This is a genomic window from Geodermatophilus dictyosporus (assembly GCF_900115505.1).
In the GTDB taxonomy this organism is placed as follows: Bacteria; Actinomycetota; Actinomycetes; order Mycobacteriales; family Geodermatophilaceae; genus Geodermatophilus; species Geodermatophilus dictyosporus.
Genome location: NZ_FOWQ01000004.1, coordinates 182,929 through 197,541 on the forward strand (window position 1 = coordinate 182,929; position 14,613 = coordinate 197,541).

Here is a 14,613-nt window from a genome sequence, read left to right on the forward strand (position 1 = left end):
CGGACCCCACACGGCGACGGTGTGCGCCGACGCTCCGTTCCTGCGGTCAGGACCGGGCAGCAGCGCACACCGTCGACCGGCTCAGTAGGTGCTGCGGAGCAGCAGGTCCGGCGTGCCCGTGGGCTCGCCCGCGATCCGGCCCGCGGTCGCGCCGCCGGTGACGGCCGAGGCGACCGCCGCGGGGGAGGCCGTCGGGGCGCCCTGCAGGAACAGCGCGGCGACACCGGCCACGTGCGGGGTGGCCATCGAGGTCCCGCTGATCGTGTTGGTCGCCGTGTTGCTGGTGTGCCAGGCGCTGGTGATGCCGACGCCCGGCGCGTAGAGGTCCACGCAGGTGCCGTGGTTGGTGAAGGAGGCGGAGGCGTCGTCGCGGTCGCTGGCGGCCACGGTGAGCGCCGCCGGCACGTTCGCCGGCGAGGTGGTGCACGCGTTGGCGCTCTCGTTGCCGGCGGCGACGGCGTAGGTGACGCCGTCGGTGATCGAGGCCTTGACCGCGTTGTCGATGGCCGTGCTCAGACCGCCGCCCAGGCTCATGTTCGCCACCGCGGGTGCGCCGGGAGCGTGGTCCCGGGTGACGTAGTCGATGCCGGCGACCACCCCCGAGGTGGTCCCGCTGCCGGTGCAGCCCAGCACCCGGACCGGCACCAGCGTGACGTCCTTGGCCACCCCGTGGGTGGTGCCGCCGATGGTGCCGGCGACGTGGGTGCCGTGGCCGTTGCAGTCCTCGGTGGTGTTGCGCCCGCTGACCGCGTTGTAGCCCGCCCGGAAGCTGTTGGCGACCTCGGTGTGCGTCGAGCGGATCCCGGTGTCGATGACGTAGGCGGTCACCCGGGCGCCGGTGGCGGTGTAGGTGTACCTGCTGTCGAGGGGCAGGGCCTGCTGGTCGATGCGGTCGAGGCCCCAGGGGGCACCGGTCTGCGTGGCCTCCACGCCGAGCACCTGGTCGCGCTCCACGGCGACGACGCCGGGCTGGGCGGCCAGCCGGCTCGCGGCGGTCTCCGGCAGGGTGACGGCGTAGCCGCGCAGGGCCGCGGTGTAGACGTGGTCGATCGACCCGCCGAGCCCGCGGGCCCGCTCCGCCGCCTGCTCGGGGAGGGTGGCGCGGTCGACGGTGACGACGTAGGTGGCGCGCGGTCCGTCGGCCGGCGCGGCCGCGGCGGGACCGGCGGTGACGCCGAGGCCGGTGGTCGCCAGGGCGGCGACGGCGCCGGCGACCAGGGTGCGACGAGTGGGCAAGGACGGCTCCTCGGTTCAGCTCCCCGCGGCCGGGTGACCGCGGGCAGATGCGACCCAACGCGGTGCCGTAGCTCACTGCAAGTCAGGACGCGTGTTCCCAGCGTGAGACCGCGTGTCGCCGGCCGCCGGGCGCGCCGGTCAGGCGGCCGACGGGATCCCGTCGGCGGGGCGGCCGTCGCGGAGGGCGCGGAGCAGGGCGATGTCGCGGGCGTGGCCGCGGTCGGCGCTGGGCGTCTCGACGACGACCGGCACCCCGGCCACCGACGGGTGGGCCAGCAGCTCGGCGAAGGCGGCCACGCCGATCGACCCCGCGCCGATGGTGGTGTGCCGGTCCCGCCGGGAGCCGCGCCCGTCGAGGGAGTCGTTGGCGTGCACCAGCCCGAGCCGCCCGGGGCCGACGGCGGCCTCCAGCGCGTCCAGCGTCGCCGTCGTCCCGCCGGGGGCGGCCAGGTCGTGCCCGGCGGCCCACGCGTGGCAGGTGTCCAGGCAGACGCCCACCTTCGGGTGCGCGTCCAGCGCGGCGAGGTAGGGGCCGAGGTCCTCCACGGTGGCCGCCAGCGAGCGCCCGCCGCCGGCCGTCGGCTCGACGAGCAGCCGCGGGCCGTCGTCGGGCAGCGCGTCGAGGACCGGCAGCAGCCGCTCCCGCAGCTGGCGCAGGGCAGCCTCGTAGCGGTCCTCGTCCACCGCCGACCCCGCGTGCACGACGACGCCGCGCACGCCCAGCTGGACGCCGCGGGCGAGGTCGGCGGCGATCGTCTCGACGGAGCGGTCGACGGTGGCCGGCGTGGGGGAGCCGACGTTGACCAGGAACGGCGTGTGCACGAACGACGGGACGCCGCGCTCGGCCAGGCCCTCGACGAAGGCGGCGTCCTGCGCGGGGTCGCCGGCGCTGCGCCGCCAGCCGCGCGGGTTCCCGACGAAGACCTGCACGGCCTCGGCGCCGACGTCGTCGGTGTAGCGCAGCCCGCCGGTGGCCAGGCCCCCGGCCACCTGGACGTGGGCTCCGACGGGGGTCGCCGTCACCCGAAGCTCAGCAGCAGGCTGACCTCGGTGCGGACGTCGACGACCGTGCCGGGTGCCGGGTTCTGGCGGTACACGCGGTCGCCGGTGATGAACGTCGAGGTGCTGTGGGTCAGGCCCGCGGCGTCCAGCGCCGCGACCGCCTCGCGCTCGCTCATCCCGGTCACGTCGGGCACCTCGACCTGCGGCAGCCCGATGGAGACCTGGATGGTCACCTCGGCGCCGAAGGGCGCCTCCTCGCCCGGCGTCGGGCTGACCGCCATGACCTGGCCGGTGCCGACGTCGGCGCTGCGGCCGTCGGTGCGGGCGACGGTGAAGCCCAGGGACTCCAGGTTGGTCCGCGCGGCGTCCGGGCTCTGGCCGACCACATCGGGCACCGGGACCGGCGCCGGGCCACGGCTGACGTACACCGTCAGCGGGGTGTCGCGGGCCAGCTCGGTGCCGGCGTCGGGCTCGAAGCCGGTGACCGACCCCACGGGGACGTCGTCGTCGTAGTCCTCCTGGACGGTGGCCTGCCAGGGCACCGTCTCGGCGAGCTCGGCCTGCACCTCCTCCAGCGGACGGCCGACCAGCTCGGGGGCGACGGTGAACCGCTCGGGACCCCTGGAGACGACCAGCTCGACGTCGGAGTTGCGGATGGCCTCGCCGTCGTCGGGGTCGGCGGAGATGACCTGCCCCTCGGGGACGGTCTCGCTGAACTGCTCGTCGGCGAACACCGGGTCCAGCCCCGCCTGCTGCAGCAGGTCGACGGCGGTCGCGCGGTCGGCACCCTCCAGCGAGGGCACCGTCGTCCAGCGGCCCGAGCCCAGCCACCAGCCGATCGCGCCGACGGTGACCGCCAGGAGCAGGACGACGGCGACGGCCAGCCGGGCGCGGCGGCGGCGGATGTGCTGCGGCACGCCGGGACGGGTGTGCGGCGGTGCGGGTCGCCGTCCGGCGACGTCGGTGGTGGGGCCGGCGCCCATGCCGGGCAGCATGTTGGTCCCCCGGCCGCGGGAGGAGCGCCCGGCACCGAGCACCTCGGTGCCCGGGTCGCCGGGGCCGGGGTCGCTCGGGTGGCGCGGCCGCGCGGGCCGGTTGGTGGGGCGGATGGTGCCGGGGCCGGCGGAGCTGCGGCCGGTGGGCACCGGCACGCGGGCCAGGCCGAGGTCGGTGCGCACGTCCTCGAGGTCGGCGAGGAAGGCACCGGCGTCCAGCGGGCGGACGGCGGGCTCGCGGCGCGTCGTCCGCGTCACCAGCTCGTCGACCTGCCACGGCACGCCGGGCACCTCCTCCGACGGCACGGGGACGTCGTGGTGCACGTGCTGGTAGGCGACCGCCAGCGGGGTGTCGCCGCCGTAGGGCGGGTGGCCGGTGAGCATCTCGAACAGCACCAGCCCCGCGGCGTACACGTCGCTGCGCGCGTCGGCGCGGCCGCGCTCGAGCTGCTCGGGGGAGAGGTAGGCGACCGTGCCGATGAGCACGCCGCCGGTGTGGCTGGTCTGGCCGGTGCCGGTCAGCGCGCGGGCCAGGCCGAAGTCGGCGACCTTGACGGTGCCGTCGTGGCCGATCAGCACGTTCTCGGGCTTGACGTCGCGGTGCACGATCCCGGCGCGGTGCGCGGCGGTCAGCCCGGCGAGCACCGGCTCGAGGACGGCGAACGCCTCGGCGACGGTGAGCCGGCCGCGCGCCTGCAGCAGGTCGCGCAGGGTGCGGCCGCGGACGAGCTCCATGACCAGGAAGACCAGCCCCTGGTCGCTGCCCTGGTCGCTGACCGAGACGACGTTGGGGTGGCTGAGCATGGCCGCCGCCCGCGCCTCGCGGGTGAACCGGCTGACGAACGTCGGGTCGTGCGCGAGGTGCTCGGCCATCACCTTGACCGCGACCGTGCGGTGCAGCCGCAGGTCGGTGGCGGCGTAGACGGTGGACATGCCGCCACGCGCCAGCCGCTCCTCGAGGCGGTATCGCCCCTCGAGGACCAGGCCGACCACGGGGTCGGTCACGGCGGTGTCCACGGGCCCGAGTGTAGGAGCGCAGGTCGCCGGTTCCGACCGCACACGCGGGGTCGGTGAGCCCCTGCCACCCTCCCGTCACACCGGTCACGGCAGGGGCGGTGATGACCAGGTGACCTGATCGTGCAGCGTCCTACCTGACCCCGGGACGTCGGGTAGGACACTCGGTGATCAGGTCACCTGGTCACCGCGCGGCGGCGCTCAGGACAGCTCGAGGCCCGGGTAGAGCGGGTGGGTGGCGACCAGCTCGGCGGCCGCGGCGCGCGTCTTGTCGGCCAGGCCGCCGTCGACGACGTACTTCGCCTTCGAGGGGGACCCGTCCCGCGTCGACGTCGGGGTGGTGTTGGACAGCACGTCGACGATCAGCTCGGCGGTGCGGTCGAACTCGGCCGCGCCGAAGCCCCGGGTGGTCAGCGCCGGGGTGCCCAGCCGGACGCCGGAGGTGTACCAGGCGCCGTTCGCGTCGGCCGGGATCGCGTTGCGGTTGGTGACGATGCCGGCGTCCAGCAGCGCCGACTCCGCCTGCCGGCCGGTCAGCCCGTAACCGGAGACGTCGAGCAGCACGATGTGGTTCTCGGTGCCCCCGGTGACCAGCCGGGCGCCGCGGCGGGTCAGCCCGTCGGCCAGGGAGACGGCGTTGTCGACGACGGCCTGTGCGTACGCGGTGAACTGCGGACGGCGGGCCTCGGCGAACGCGACCGCCTTGGCCGCCATGACGTGCGGCAGCGGGCCGCCGAGCACCATCGGGCAGCCGCGGTCGACGGCGTCGGCGTACTCGGGCTGGGCCAGCACGAACCCGCCGCGGGGGCCGCGCAGCGACTTGTGGCTGGTGCTGGTGACGACGTGGGCGTGCGGCACCGGGTCGAAGTCGCCGGTGAAGACCTTCCCGGCCACCAGGCCGGCGAAGTGGCTCATGTCGACGATGAGCGTCGCGCCGACCTCGTCGGCGATCTCCCGCATCCTGGCGAAGTCGACCTTGCGCGGGTAGGCGGAGTAGCCGGCCATGAGGATCAGCGGGCGGAACTCGCGGGCGCGGGCGGCGACGGCGTCGTAGTCGAGCAGCCCGGTCGCGGGGTCGGTGCCGTAGGAGGACTGGGCGAACATCTTGCCGCTGATGTTCGGGCGGAAGCCGTGGGTCAGGTGGCCGCCGGCGTCCAGGCTCATGCCGAGCATCCGCTGGTCGCCGAGCGCGTGCCGCAGCGCCGCCCAGTCCTCGTCGGTGAGGTCGTTGACGTGCCGGGCCCCGGCCGCCTGCAGCGCGGGTGCCTCGACCCGCTGGGCGAGCACGGCCCAGAAGGCGACCAGGTTGGCGTCGATGCCCGAGTGCGGCTGGACGTAGGCGTAGGGGGCGCCGAACAGCTCGCGGGCGTGCTCGGCGGCGAGCGCCTCGACGGTGTCGACGTTCTGGCAGCCGGCGTAGAAGCGGTGCCCGACGGTGCCCTCGGCGTACTTGTCGCTGAACCAGTTGCCCATGGTCAGCAGCACGGCGGGGCTGGCGTAGTTCTCGCTGGCGATCAGCTTCAGCGAGTCACGCTGGTCGGCGAGCTCGGCGCCGATCGCCTCGGCGACGCGGGGCTCGACCTCGGCGATGACCTGCAGCGCGCTGCGGTAGGCGGCCGAGGCGGTGGCGGCGTCGAAGGAGGGGGTCACGTCGGTCATGGGTGGGCTCCTGCGCGGTCGGTGGTCGGCTCTGCCCAGGCGCCCGGCGGGGGAGTGCAGGCCGCTCCCCGGTGGTGCCCCACCTCGATGCGCCAGTCACGGCCCGGACCCGATCCTAGCCCGCTCCGGCGGCGGGTCCGGGGGGCGACCTAGGCTCGGATCCATGGACGTCGACAGCCTGCAGACGATGACCCCGCAGGAGGTGGCCGCGGTCCTCGGGACCTCGCCCAACCGGGTCCGCCAGCTGCTGCGCGAGCACAAGCTGCTCGCCGTCCCGGGTAGCGGCAACAGCCGGATCCCCGCCGACTTCCTGCAGGACGGCGCGGTCCTCAAGCACCTGCCCGGGCTGATCACCGTGCTCCAGGACGGCGGGTTCAGCGACGCCGAGGTCTTCGAGTGGCTCTTCCGCCCCGACGACTCGCTGCCCGGCACCCCGGTCGAGGCGCTGCGCAGCGACCGGCACACCGAGGTCACCCGCCGCGCCCAGGCCCTGGCCTTCTAACTGCGTCGTGTCCCGAGGCGCACCGCCTGGGCGCGGGCGAGGCGGCGGGCGAAGATCCCGAGCCGCCGCGGCTTGGACACCGTCACCCGCCGGTCGAGCACCCGGTAGTCGGCCCGCTCGATCTCGGTGAGGATGCCGCCGTACAGCGCGGTCGCCGCCCGCACGCAGTCCCGCGACTCCGGCGCGAGCATCGGCGTCCCGGGCGCTGCGTCGTCGTAGCGGCGGCGCACGATCGCGACCATCTCCTGCATCAGGGCGCGGAAGCGGGCGTCGTGGCGCCTGGCCTCGAGCTGCTCGCGGGTCACGCCGTGCGCGGCCATGACGTCGGCGGGCAGGTACACCCGCCCGCGGTCGACGTCCTCGGCGACGTCGCGGAGGAAGTTGGTCAGCTGGAACGCCTCGCCCAGCGCGATGGCGTGCGGCGCGGCCTCCTCCTGCGGCACGCCGCGGGCGGTGCCGAGCACCGGCAGCACCTGCAGGCCGATCACCGACGCCGAGCCCCACATGTACCGGTCCAACGCGGCCATGTCGGCGTAGCCGGTGACGGTGAGGTCGCTGGTCATCGCGGCGAGGAAGTCGACCAGGTGCTCCACCGGGATCCGGTACCGGCGGTAGGTGTGCACGGTGGCCAGCCGCACCGGGTCGTCGGACCAGCCGGCCTCCAGCTCGGCGAGCAGCGCCCGCGACCAGTCGGCCAGGTCGGCCTCGGGGTCGGCGCCGGGGTGGTCGACGAGGTCGTCGGCGGTGCGCGCGGCCGCGTAGAGCGCGTGGACCGCCGGACGGCGGTCGGCGGTGAGCAGCCGGGTGGCCAGGTGGTAGCTCTTGCCGTGCTCGGCGTTGACCGCGGCGCAGAACCGGTAGGCGGCGTCGAGCCGCTCCTGCCGCTCCGCCTGGGTCAGCGGCCGCTCGGTCGCCGTCACCGCAGCGGCCCGGTGATCCGCTCGGCGGCCAGCCGGCCGGAGATCACCACCATCGGGACGCCGACGCCGGGCTGCACCGACGAGCCGGCCAGCACCACGTTCTCCGGGCCGCGGCGGGGCAGCGTCGGTGTCCGGAACGGGCCGGTCTGGCCGAAGGTGTGCGCCAGGGCGAAGGGCGTGCCGGCGGCCATGCCCTGCCGCGCCCAGGTCAGCGGGGTGTCCACGTGCTCCACCTCGATCGCGTCGGTCAGGCCCGTCCAGCCGCGGGCCTCGAGCACCCCCAGCACCTCGTCGCGGTAGCGGGGGAGCAGCGCGTCCCAGTCGATGCCGGGGTTGCCGCCGCTGTGCGGGTCGAGGTTCGGTGCCGGCGCCACGACGCTGAGCACCTGCCCGCCGTCGGGGGCCAGCGACCGGTCGGTGAGCGAGGGCGAGCTCACCAGCAGACTCGGGTCGCTCATCGGCCGGCCGTCGCGGGTCAGCTCGTCGAACACCTGCTGCCAGGCCGCGCCGAAGGAGATGGTGTGGTGCGCCTGCCCCGGCAGCTCGTGCCGCACGCCCAGGTGCAGGGTCACGCACGAGGGCGAGTACACCGGCCGGCGGCGCCGCGCGACGCCGGGGACCAGCCGCTCGGGGACGTCGGTGGTGACGACGACGGCGTCGGCGGCCAGCCGCTCCCCGCCCGCGAGGCACACCCCGGTCACCCGACGCCCGCGCAGCTCGAGCTCCTCGACGGTCGCGCCGTAGCGGAACACCACCCCGGCGTCGGCGGCCGCGGCGGCCATCGCGCGGGGGACGGCGCCGATCCCGCCGACCGGGTGCCAGACGCCGGCGCCGATGTCGAGCTGGGCGATCACGGCGTAGGCCGCGATCGCCCGGAACGGGGAGACGCCGGCGTAGAGCGCCTGGAAGCTGAACAGCCGCCGCAGCCGGTCGTCGGTGAAGGAGCGCGCCACGTGGCTCGACAGCCGCCCGAACCCGCCCCGGCGGACCAGCGCCCAGAGCTCCGGGCCGAGCAGGTCGAGCGGGGTGTCGAGGTTGCGGTCGATGAAGGTGTCCATCTGCAGCCGGTACAGCTCGGCCAGGTCGGCGAGGTAGCGGCGCAGCGCGGCCGCCTCGGCCGGGCCGGCCAGCGCCTCGACCTCGGCGGCGAAGCGGTCGACGTCGGCGTGCACGTCGAGGGCGGAGCCGTCGGCGAACTGCGCGCGGTAGGTCGTCTCCAGGGGCACCAGCTCGAGCCGGTCCTCCAGCTTCTCGCCGACGGCGGCCAGCGTGTCGGCCACCAGCTCGGGCGCGGTGAACACCGAGGGTCCGGTGTCGAGCACGTAGCCGTCGCGCGCGACGACGCCGGCGCGCCCGCCGGGGCCCCCGCCGCGGTCGACGACGGTCACCTCGCGGCCGGCGCCGCGCAGCCGCAGTGCCGTCGCGAGGCCCGCGAGGCCGGCGCCGACGACGACGACGCGGTCGGTGCGTCCGGGGACGGTGCGCACGTCAGGCGGTGCGCGAGGTCGCGGCGACGGCGAGGGCGTCGAGGGCGGCACCGGCCTCGACGGCGATCGGCGCGTCGGCGATCGCGGTGCGCGCGGTGGCGGTCCGCTCGGCGATCCGCTCCTCCACCCGGGCGCGGGCGCCGGTGTCCTCGATGAGGCGGCGCAGCGCGTCGAGCTGCTCGGTCCCGCAGTCGGGGTTGCCCAGGCAGGTGCGCAGCAGCTGCCGGCCCTGCTCGTCGGCCTCCTCCTCGGCCAGCGCGATGAGCAGCGTCTGCTTGCCCTCGCGCAGGTCGTCGTCGGCGGACTTGCCGGTCACCGACGGGTCGCCGAACACGCCGAGGACGTCGTCGCGCAGCTGGAACGCCTCACCCAGCGGCAGCCCGATCGCGGTGTAGACGTCGGCCGCGCGCGGGCCGGCGCCGGCGATCGCGGCGCCGAGCTGCAGCGGCCGCTGCACGGTGTAACCGGCGCTCTTGTAGCGGGCCACGGTCAGCGCGCCCTGGGCTCCGGGCAGGCCGCCCGCGGCGCGCAGCAGGTCGAGGTACTGCCCGGCGGTGACCTCGGTCCGCATCGTGTCCCACACCGAGCGGGCGCGGGCCAGGGCGGCGGCGCTGATGCCGGAGCGGCGCAGCAGCTCGTCGGACCAGACCAGCGCGAGGTCACCGACGAGGATCGCCGCGCCGACGCCGAAGGTCCCGCCGTCGCCGGACAGGCCGCCGTCGCCGTGCCGCACGGCGAACCCCACGTGCGTCGCCGGCCGGCCGCGGCGGGTGAGCGCGCCGTCCATGACGTCGTCGTGCACGAGGGCGCTGGCGTGCACGAACTCCAGGGCGGCGACCGCGCGCAGCACCGCGGCGTCGTCCTCGCCCGGGCCGCTGACGTCCTCGGTGACCCCGCGCCAGCCCCAGTAGGCGAAGGCCGGGCGCAGCCGCTTGCCGCCGTCGGCCAGCGCGCACACCTCGTCGACCACCGGCTCGAGCACCGGGTCCATGCCGGCCAGCGTGGTGCGCTGCTCCTCGAGGAAGCCGGTGAGCGCGGCCGCCACCGCGCCGCGGACGCGCCCCAGGTCGGCGGCCGCGAGCGGGGGCGCCAGGGGGCGGACCACGGACTGCTGCTGTCCCGCCCCGGTGATCACCCGGCCAGTATCGCCCCATCGAGTCGTGCGCGTCCTGCCCGGGTTCCTGCCCACGGGACCTCCAGTCGTCGTCGGGAGAGCACTCCGGACCTGCTTCTCCCGGGAACGCCCGGACGGATGCGGGGGAGCGGCGTGTCCCGCACGTACCCTCGGGACCCGTGACCCGAAGCGTCCGCGAGCTGCTCGCCTCGTCGCGGCCCACCTGGTCGTTCGAGTTCTTCCCCGCCAAGACGCCCGAGGGCGAGGCCCAGCTGTGGACGGCGCTGCGCCAGCTGGAGCGGCTGCAGCCGTCGTTCGTGTCGGTGACCTACGGCGCCGGCGGCTCCACCCGCGAGGGCACGGTCGCGGTCACCGAGCGGATCGCCGCCGAGACCACGATGACCCCGCTGGCGCACCTGACCGCCGTCGACCACTCGGTCGCCGAGCTGCGGAACGTGGTCAGCCGGCTGGCCGCCGCGGGGGTGCGCAACCTGCTGGCGCTGCGCGGCGACCCGCCCGGTGCCGACCCGCAGGCCGACTGGGTGCGCCACCCCGAGGGGCTGGAGTACGCCTCGGAGCTGGTCGAGCTGATCCGCTCGATGGGCGACTTCTCCGTCGGCGTCGCCGCCTTCCCCGAGCGGCACCCGCGCTCACCGGACTTCGACACCGACGTCGAGATGTTCGTGCGCAAGTGCCGCGCCGGCGCCGACTTCGCGATCACCCAGATGTTCTTCCGGGTGGAGGACTACCTGCGGCTGCGCGACCGGGTGGCCGCCCACGGCTGCGACGTCCCCGTGGTCGCCGGGGTGATGCCGGTGACCAACGCCCGGCAGATCACCCGCATCGTGCAGCTGTCGGGCCAGGCGTTCCCCGAGGAGCTGGCCGCCCGCTTCGCCGAGCTCGACGGCGACGCGCCCGAGGCCAAGGCGGCGGTGCGCGCCTACGGCGTGGAGGTGGCGACGGCGATGTGCCGGCGGCTGCTGGACGAGGGCGTGCCCGGCATCCACTTCATCACCATGAACCGGTCGACGGCGACCCGCGAGGTCTTCACCAACCTCACCGGCACCGGCACGTCGGTGCCCTCGACGCTGGCGGCCTCCTAGCCCTGCCGCCCGGCTAGACCGTGACCGGGCCGCCGGCCTCCAGCAGCTCCGCGGTGCGCCGGGCCGCCCGCCGCAGCGCCTCCCGCTCGGCGGCGTAGCCGCCCAACACGCCGACCAGCGGCAGGTTGGCCAGCGCGCGGGCGCCGAGACGGCCCTTCGGCCGGGCGTCGAGCGCCTCGTCGATCCGGCTGAGCAGCCGGGCGGCCCGCCACACGGTGCGCGCGGCGCCGCGCAGCCCGGCGCGGTCCTCGCGCACCCCCAGCGCCGCCTCGGTGTAGGTGCCGCGCACCCGCTCGAGCAGGGGGCGCACCCGCTCGGCGGGCAGCTCGCGGGCCAGCAGCACCCGGGAGAGCAGCGACACCCGCTCGGCGGGGTCGACGACGCCGTGCTCGCCGGCCACCCCGAGGACGACCAGCGACTGCACCGCCGTCCCCACGGTGTTCTGCAGCGGGAGCAGGTCGGCCAGCCGGCCGGCCAGCCGCGGCAGGCCGCCGGCCACGGCGGCCACGCGGGAGACCCGCTCGGCCCACCAGTCGTCGCGCTGGGCGGCGGGCAGCTCCGGCGGGCGGCCCAGCCGCTGCACGAGGGGAGCGGTCAGCCGGTCGAGCCGGCGCAGGACGTCGACGACCACCGCGTCGCTCAGGGGAGGGGCCATGACCCGCGCATACCCGCGTCGACCTGCGCACACCCGCCGCCGGGGGACCCCCGCGTCGCGGCGCTCGTACCGTGGCGCGCATGTCGGGACACGGGCGGGCGCGCCGCTGGGCGGTCGTCACCGCGCTGCTCGCCGTCCTGCTGGCGCTGCCCGCCGTGGTCGGCGCGCTGCCGGCCGACGACGCCGACGTCCCGGCCGCCGACCTGCGCGACGCCGTCGCGGCCAGCGCCGGGGTGGCCTTCTCCGGGTACGCGGTGTCCGCCGGCGGGCTGAGCCTGCCGGTGAGCGACCAGCTGCCCGGGGTCGCCGACCTGCTCAGCGACCGGACGGCGATGCGCGTCTGGTGGCGCGGGCCCGACGAGCACCGCGTCGACGTGGTGAGCGCCGCGGGCGAGACCGGCGTGCACACCGACGCCGGCGGCGCCTGGACCTGGGAGTTCGAGTCGGCCACCGCCCGCCGTGACGCCCTGGCCGCCCTGGCGCTGCCCGCCCCGCCCGACCTCGTGCCCGCCGCCCTCGGCCGCCGGCTGCTGTCGGAGGCCGCCGACGACGAGCTGTCCCGCATCGGCGCCCGCCGGGTGGCCGGCCGCGACGCGCTCGGCGTGCGGCTGGTGCCGGCCGCGCCCGCCGCGTCGGTGGCCCGCGTGGACGTGTGGGTCGACGGCGGCACGGGGCTGCCCCTGGCCGTGGAGGTGGTCGCCGACGGTGCGACCGTGCCCGCGCTCGACACCCGCTTCCTCGACCTGGACCTCACCACCCCGCCGGCCGGCGTCGTCGCGTTCACCCCGCCGGCCGACGCCCGGGTGCTGCCCGGCGAGGACACCGGGGGCCTGCTGCGCGAGGCGGCCGACCGGGAGCTGTCCCCGGTCCGGCTCCCCGCCGAGCTGGCCGGCCTCGCCCGGCGCGAGGTGGACGGTGCGCCGGCCACGGTGGGTCTCTACGGCAGCGGCGTGACCCTGCTGGCGGTCGCCCCGCTGCCCGGCCGCCTCGCCGCGGGCCTGCGCTCGACGCTGGCCGCGGCGCCCGGCGCCGTCCGCGACGAGCTCGGCACCCGCATCGCCGCCGGCCCGCTCGGGCTGGTGCTCGTCGAGCCGCCCCGCAGCGGCGCCTACCTGCTCGTCGGCACGGTCACCCCCGACGCGCTCGCCGGCGCCGCCGCGGCGCTCACCGGAGCGCCGTCGTGACCTCCGTGGTCGTCACCCGCGGGCTGGTCAAGCAGTACGGCCGGGTGCGCGCGGTCGACGGCATCGACCTCGACGTCCGCGCCGGCGACGTCTACGGCTTCCTCGGCGCCAACGGCTCGGGCAAGACGACGACGGTGCGGATGCTGCTCGGCCTGGTGCTGCCCACCCGCGGCGAGGTCGAGCTGCTCGGCGGCCGGATGCCGCGGGCCGGCCGGCGGGTGCTGCCCCGGGTCGGCGCGCTCATCGAGGGACCCGCGCACCACCGGCACCTCTCCGGCGCGGCCAACCTCGCGCTCCTCGACGCCGCCGGCCCGGGTGGGCGGCGCCGCGACCGCAGGCGGCGGGTCGCCGAGGTGCTCGACCAGGTCGGCCTCGGCGGGGTCGGCCGGCGTCCGGTGGGCGCCTACTCCCTCGGCATGCGGCAGCGCCTCGGCCTGGCCGGTGCGCTGCTGCGCCGCCCGGAGCTGCTGGTGCTCGACGAGCCGACCAACGGCCTGGACCCGCAGGGCATCCACGAGGTCCGCGAGCTGCTGCTCGACCTGCACCGCGGCGGGACGACGGTCTTCCTCTCCAGCCACCTGCTGGCCGAGGTCGAGCAGCTGTGCACCCGGGTGGGCGTGCTCGACCGCGGCCGGCTGGTGCTGCAGGACCAGCTGGCCACGCTCACCGCGCCCACCGGCGCCACCGTCGTCGACACCCCCGTGCCCGAGCGGGTGCGCGCGGTGCTCGACGGGCGGGTGCTGGCGGCCGACGGGGGCCGGGTGGTCGTGCGCGGGGCGGACCCGGCGGAGGTCAACGCGCTGCTGGTGGGCGCGGGCGTGCCGGTGCGCGGGCTGGCGCTGCAGCGGCCGACCCTGGAGGAGGTGGTGCTGGCGGCCGCGGGCGCCAGCACCGACCGGGTGGAGCGGTCGTGATCGGCGTCGAGCTGCGCAAGACCTTCGGCCGGCCGCGCACCTGGACGACGATCGCCGTCCTCAACGCGCTGCCGGTGCTGGTGGCGGTGCTGCTGCGGATCACCGACCTGGCGCCGCGGCCGGGGGAGGGGCCGCCGTTCCTGTCCGCCGTCCTCACCAACGGGCAGCTGTACCCGCTGGCGGCGCTGGCGATCGTGCTGCCGCTGTTCCTGCCGATCGCCGTCGCGGTGGTCAGCGGGGACGCCGTCGCCGGGGAGGCGCAGGCCGGCACGCTGCGCTACCTGCTCGCCCGCCCGGTCGGCCGCACCCGGCTGCTGGTGGCCAAGCTGGTCGCCGTCCTCGCCTTCGTCCTGGTGACGGTCGTGGTGGTCGCCGCGGTCGGCTACCTGGTGGGCACGCTGCTGTTCGACGCGCAGCCGGCGGCGGCCGGGACGTCGGTGTCGGGCACCTCGCTCACGGCCGAGCAGCTGGCCGGGCGCACGCTGCTGGCGATCGGCTACGTCGCGGTGTCGATGCTGGGGGTCGCCGCCTTCGGCCTGTTCTTCTCCACGCTCACCGACTCGCCGCTGGCCGCCGCCCTGGGGGCGCTGGCCGTGCTGGTGACCTCCTCGCTGCTGTTCACCCTCGACGCGGCCTCGCCGATCGCGCCGTACCTGCCCACGCGCTACTGGCTGGCCTTCGTCGACCTCTTCCGCGACCCGGTCCTGTGGCGCGACGTGGTCCGCGGGCTGGCGCTGCAGGGCGTCTACGTGGGCGTGCTGCTCACCGCGGCGTGGGCGAACTTCACCACCAAGGACATCACCAGCTGACCGTCCTGCGGCCCGTGCG

The 14,613-nt window shown here is 76.4% G+C and carries 13 protein-coding genes and 1 riboswitch; of the genes, 5 read left to right on the plus strand and 8 right to left on the minus strand.

Annotation, left to right across the window (positions count from 1 at the left end; all coding sequences use genetic code 11):
* Positions 1–81: 81 nt before the first annotated feature.
* The 4 genes from BMZ33_RS11570 to BMZ33_RS11585 all read right to left on the minus strand — a co-directional run bounded on the left by BMZ33_RS11570 (position 82) and on the right by BMZ33_RS11585 (position 5,906).
* On the minus strand, positions 82–1,236 hold the full coding sequence (locus BMZ33_RS11570) for a S8 family peptidase (protein WP_091110305.1): 1,155 nt from the start codon (positions 1,234–1,236) through the stop codon (positions 82–84).
* Between the two features lie 138 nt (positions 1,237–1,374).
* Positions 1,375–2,259, minus strand: coding sequence for a deoxyribonuclease IV (locus tag BMZ33_RS11575; protein ID WP_091110308.1), 885 nt, complete (start codon positions 2,257–2,259; stop codon positions 1,375–1,377).
* Positions 2,256–4,250 carry a Stk1 family PASTA domain-containing Ser/Thr kinase gene (gene pknB / locus BMZ33_RS11580; protein ID WP_091110310.1) on the minus strand — a complete coding sequence of 665 codons (1,995 nt, stop codon included), beginning with the start codon at positions 4,248–4,250 and terminating at the stop codon, positions 2,256–2,258. The genes BMZ33_RS11575 and pknB overlap by 4 nt, the downstream gene beginning before the upstream one ends.
* A 198-nt stretch (positions 4,251–4,448) precedes the next feature.
* Entirely contained in the window at positions 4,449–5,906 is a 1,458-nt protein-coding gene (locus BMZ33_RS11585; RefSeq protein ID WP_091110312.1) for a glycine hydroxymethyltransferase, read from the minus strand.
* Positions 5,907–5,932: 26 nt separating this feature from the next.
* Positions 5,933–6,016: riboswitch (ZMP/ZTP riboswitch) on the minus strand.
* Between the two features lie 53 nt (positions 6,017–6,069).
* Between BMZ33_RS11585 and BMZ33_RS11590 the strand changes: the two genes are divergently transcribed.
* Positions 6,070–6,408, plus strand: a complete 339-nt coding sequence (locus BMZ33_RS11590) for an Rv2175c family DNA-binding protein (RefSeq protein ID WP_169064193.1) — start codon at positions 6,070–6,072, stop codon at positions 6,406–6,408.
* Here the strand turns inward: BMZ33_RS11590 and BMZ33_RS11595 are convergent.
* The 3 genes from BMZ33_RS11595 to BMZ33_RS11605 are packed head-to-tail and all read right to left on the minus strand — an operon-like array spanning position 6,405 to position 9,920.
* Entirely contained in the window at positions 6,405–7,328 is a 924-nt protein-coding gene (locus tag BMZ33_RS11595; RefSeq protein ID WP_091110314.1) for a phytoene/squalene synthase family protein, read from the minus strand. The genes BMZ33_RS11590 and BMZ33_RS11595 overlap by 4 nt on opposite strands.
* Entirely contained in the window at positions 7,325–8,815 is a 1,491-nt protein-coding gene (crtI, locus tag BMZ33_RS11600) for a phytoene desaturase family protein (RefSeq protein WP_091110317.1), read from the minus strand. The genes BMZ33_RS11595 and crtI overlap by 4 nt, the downstream gene beginning before the upstream one ends.
* A gap of 1 nt (position 8,816) precedes the next feature.
* Positions 8,817–9,920, minus strand: coding sequence for a polyprenyl synthetase family protein (locus BMZ33_RS11605; protein ID WP_169064194.1), 1,104 nt, complete (start codon positions 9,918–9,920; stop codon positions 8,817–8,819).
* Between the two features lie 188 nt (positions 9,921–10,108).
* On the opposite strand from BMZ33_RS11605, the gene metF reads away from it, so the two are divergent.
* The gene (gene metF, locus BMZ33_RS11610; RefSeq protein ID WP_091110321.1) at positions 10,109–11,032 is read left to right on the plus strand and encodes a methylenetetrahydrofolate reductase [NAD(P)H]; all 924 of its coding nucleotides are present in this window, start codon (positions 10,109–10,111) and stop codon (positions 11,030–11,032) included.
* Between the two features lie 13 nt (positions 11,033–11,045).
* On the opposite strand, the gene BMZ33_RS11615 is transcribed toward metF, so the two are convergent.
* A complete protein-coding gene (locus BMZ33_RS11615) occupies positions 11,046–11,687 on the minus strand; it encodes a hypothetical protein (RefSeq protein ID WP_091110323.1) in 642 nt (213 codons plus the stop codon).
* Between the two features lie 80 nt (positions 11,688–11,767).
* Here BMZ33_RS11615 and BMZ33_RS11620 point away from each other — a divergent pair, with 80 nt between their 5' ends.
* The 3 genes from BMZ33_RS11620 to BMZ33_RS11630 are packed head-to-tail and all read left to right on the plus strand — an operon-like array spanning position 11,768 to position 14,594.
* The gene (locus BMZ33_RS11620) at positions 11,768–12,871 is read left to right on the plus strand and encodes a transcriptional regulator (protein WP_091110327.1); all 1,104 of its coding nucleotides are present in this window, start codon (positions 11,768–11,770) and stop codon (positions 12,869–12,871) included.
* Positions 12,868–13,785, plus strand: coding sequence for an ABC transporter ATP-binding protein (locus BMZ33_RS11625; protein ID WP_169064195.1), 918 nt, complete (start codon positions 12,868–12,870; stop codon positions 13,783–13,785). Before BMZ33_RS11620 ends, BMZ33_RS11625 begins: the two co-directional genes overlap by 4 nt.
* Positions 13,782–14,594 carry an ABC transporter permease gene (locus BMZ33_RS11630; RefSeq protein WP_091110330.1) on the plus strand — a complete coding sequence of 271 codons (813 nt, stop codon included), beginning with the start codon at positions 13,782–13,784 and terminating at the stop codon, positions 14,592–14,594. The genes BMZ33_RS11625 and BMZ33_RS11630 overlap by 4 nt, the downstream gene beginning before the upstream one ends.
* The last annotated feature ends 19 nt before the right edge of the window (positions 14,595–14,613 follow it).